Raw genomic sequence first — 3,412 nt, 5'->3', positions numbered from 1 at the left:
GGCGAAGCCCGTGGGCGCGGCGGCGACGACGGTGCCGGCCACGATGCGGGCGACGACCATTGCGGCGCCGGCGAAGCCGAAGCGGGCGACGATCACGGTGCCGGTGCCGAAGCGGGCGATGACCGTGGTGGCAGCGAAACCGAGGCGGGCGACGACAAGGGCGCCGTCTCGGGCACCGACGGCGGCGGCGACGACGGCACGCCGGATCAGGGCAGCGGCGACGTCTCGGTGAACTGAAGTCCGGAGCCGCGATCGGGGGCGGGGATAACCCGTCCCCGACGAGGGGTCATTTCCCGCGTTTGCGTTTGAAGCGCTCGGGGATGTCGTGCCGCTTGAGCTGAAGCAGCAGATCATCCCGTTGTTCCGGGGTGAATAGTCGCAGCGGACAAATGATCGGCTGGAATTTGGTGATGTAGATAAGCAAAGCCTTGTCGCCCAGCGCCCAACCGAATGCCTGGCGTCATAATATGGAATTTTCGCCTTTACTTGCGGCGAATTTGAAGAACTCGTCATCCCACGAATAGTGGACGGACGAATTTTCTCCATAAAATTGATCGAATTGATTTCTGAAGTTGCGCCTGAGAGACCATCGCGCATAAAAGCCAAGTAAAACAAGAAAAATGAAATTGAAGCCTATGGGTAGGTCAAAAAAAGTGGATGGATAAAATAATCCGCGTAGAAAAAAGAAGAAGCTGGAAAAAATTGAAAAAAATACGATCCCCCGGATCCAGGGGCCGAGAGATCTCCACCACAACCAGAATAAAATAGATATTTGTTCGTCGCGTTGAAATGCGCCGCTGACTTCGTGGGGCTGCGCTGACTTCTCGAAATTCTGCATTTAAAATAAAATCCGCCTTCTTGGGAGGGGCGTTCTTGCCCCTCCCAAGAAGCATCCGCTATTCGGACTTGATCTTCACATAAGTCCCGGGAGCATCGCCCAGCACGCGCAGCTTGCCGTCGCCAGGGACGCGGGCGGGGACCATGGCGCCCGATTTCTTGGACATCCATTCTTTCCAGTCCGGCCACCAGCTGCCCGGATGTTCGGTCGCCTTGGACAGCCAGTCCTCGAAGGAAGCGGCGCCGGCCAGGTCGTCGTTGGTCCAGTGCTGGTATTTCTTCGCTTCTGGCGGATTGATGATGCCGGCGATATGGCCCGAGCCCGCGAGCACGAGGCGGACCGGCGCCTTGAAGGTGCGGGCGCCCCGGAACACCGAGCGCGCCGGGGCGATGTGATCTTCCCGGCTGGCGACGAAATAGAGCGGCACCTTCACCTTGTTCAGGAAGATCGGCACATTGTTCAGGGTGATCCCGCCCGGCTGCGACAGAAGGTTCTTCTGGTAGCATTCGCGCAGGTAGAACATGTGCATGGCGATCGGCATCCGCGTCGCGTCCTGGTTCCAGAACAGGAGATCGAAGGGGAAGGGATCGCGGCCGAGCAGGTAGTTGTTGACGACGAAGGACCAGATCAGGTCGTTCGCGCGCAGCATGTTGAAGGTTTGCGCCATGTCGCCACCTTCGAGGTAGCCCTTTTCCGACATGCGGTCGGCGATGAATTCGAGCTGATCCTCGTCGATGAAGACCGACAATTCGCCGGCTTCCGAGAAATCGACCTGGGCGGCGAAGAAGGTGCAGGCGGCGATGCGCTTGTCGCCGATGGTCTGCAGATAGGCGAGGGTGCCGGCGGTCAGCGTGCCGCCGATGCAATAGCCGATGGCATTGACCTGATGCTCGCCCGTCGCCTGTTCGATGGCATCGAGCGCGGCCAGCACGCCCTGGTTCATGTAACCCTCGAAGCCGATCTGGGCGAGCTTCGAATCCGGGTTTACCCACGAAACGACAAAGACCGTGAAGCCGTTGTCGACCGCCCATTTGATGAAGGAATTCTGCGGCTTCAGGTCGAGGATGTAATATTTGTTGATCCAGGGCGGCACGATCAGCAGCGGCCGCTTGAAGACCTTCTCGGTCGACGGCTCGAACTGCAGCAGCTCCATCAGATCGTTGCGGAAGATCACCTTGCCCGGGGTGACCGCGATGTTGCGCCCGACCTCGAAGGCATTGGGATCGGTCATGCGGATGGCGAGGCGGCCCTTGCCGCGCTCGAGATCCTCGAGCACGTGGTCGAGGCCGCGCACCAGATTCTCGCCATTGCTCTCGATCGTGACGCGCAGCACTTCGGGATTGGTCAGAACGAAGTTGGAGGGCGCGATCGCGTCGACGAACTGGCGGGTATAGAACTCGACCTTCTTCTTCGTCTTGGGGTCCAGCCCCTCGACGTCATGGACCGTGTTCTGGATCCAGCGGGCGGCCAGCAGGTAGGACTGCTTGATGAAGTCGAAGGCCTGATTCTCTTCCCAGCTCCGGTCCTTGAAACGCTTGTCGCTTTTTGACGGCGAGATCACCGGCGACGGCTTTTCCCCGAGCAGGCGTTTTGTCGCACTCTGCATCAGCTGGGCGTAGTCCTTCCACAGCTTGACCTGAGCATCGAGCATGTAGGAGGGATTCGAAATGATCTTGGCCGTCATCTCGAGGTAGGCGGCAACGAGGTTCTGCGGGTCGACATTCACGTTCTTGCGGACGATGTCCTGGCGTTCCATGAATTCCGCGACGAGCTTCCGGCAGCGTTTGGCCACTTCAACCATATTGCGGGCAAAGGCGGCGGGATCCGGGATCGGTTGCTGGTCTTTGCCGTGTTGATCGGCCATGAACCATTCCTTATTGTTGGGAGACTGACGGGCGTGGGCTTCCTCGTGCGGGGGAGTATAATTGGTCTGCGTTATGCGTTAAAGTCGACGTCTGTCTAAATTTTATGCGGCCCGCGCGGGCCGGGTCGGTTTGGGGTTCAATCCATGGTCGCTAGGGTCTTGCGGGGCGGGGAAGTGACGGCTCGTCTGGTGCCGTCCATCGTCGTGGCGGTCAGTGTCGCCTCGGCCGCGCTGGGCGCCGTGCTGGCCGTCGGCACGCCGGGGCTTGCCCAGTCCTCGACCGATTCGCGGACGCCGGGCGGCGATACCCCCGAAACGACGGGCGATGCCGACGCGGTGCGCCGGCCCGCGACCATCGAGGAAAGTTTCCCTTCCCTGTCGGCGGTGCCGTCGCGGCCCAAGCCCTCGACCACGGCGCAGGAGCGGATCTCGATCACCAACAGCCTGGCGGGCGACCGCCAGAATGCCCATTACACCAGCCAGGCCCTGCGGGGTGGCGAGGAAGCCGCGGCGCCGTCGCCGCGCAGCCTGCCGCCGGTCGCCGCCAGCGAAATCCGCGATCCGAACGACGAACGCCGCCAGGCCGCCGAGGCCAAGGGTATCACCGCTTTTGGCAGTTATCAGCGCCGGGCCGATGGCGGCCAGGTGCCGCCGCCGCTGCCATCGGTGCCGGAAGCGGCGTCCTATTCCAGCCGTCCGGCCGCCAATAC

General features: G+C 61.3%; 2 protein-coding genes and 1 pseudogene. 2 read left to right on the top strand and 1 reads right to left on the bottom strand.

Annotation, left to right across the window (positions count from 1 at the left end; translation table 11 throughout):
- Positions 1-237: pseudogene (locus WAZ62_RS09225) on the top strand (hypothetical protein); the annotation flags it as partial.
- 659 nt (positions 238-896) lie between these two features.
- Here WAZ62_RS09225 and WAZ62_RS09220 read toward each other — a convergent pair.
- Positions 897-2,702 (bottom strand): PHA/PHB synthase family protein, encoded by a 1,806-nt coding sequence (locus WAZ62_RS09220; RefSeq protein WP_422643232.1) that lies wholly within the window; start codon positions 2,700-2,702, stop codon positions 897-899.
- A gap of 144 nt (positions 2,703-2,846) precedes the next feature.
- On the opposite strand from WAZ62_RS09220, the gene WAZ62_RS09215 reads away from it, so the two are divergent.
- Positions 2,847-3,412: hypothetical protein (locus tag WAZ62_RS09215; protein WP_422643231.1), on the top strand; the 566-nt coding region annotated here is incomplete at its 3' end.

The organism is Zavarzinia sp. (assembly GCF_049306435.1).
GTDB lineage: Bacteria > Pseudomonadota > Alphaproteobacteria > Zavarziniales > Zavarziniaceae > Zavarzinia.
This window is presented reverse-complemented; position numbering and strand designations above follow the sequence as displayed.

Coding starts and splice junctions, on each gene's coding strand:
- WAZ62_RS09220 (WP_422643232.1), bottom strand. CDS start 2,702: ATGGCCGATCAACACGGCAAAGACCAGCAACCGATCCCGGATCCCGCC.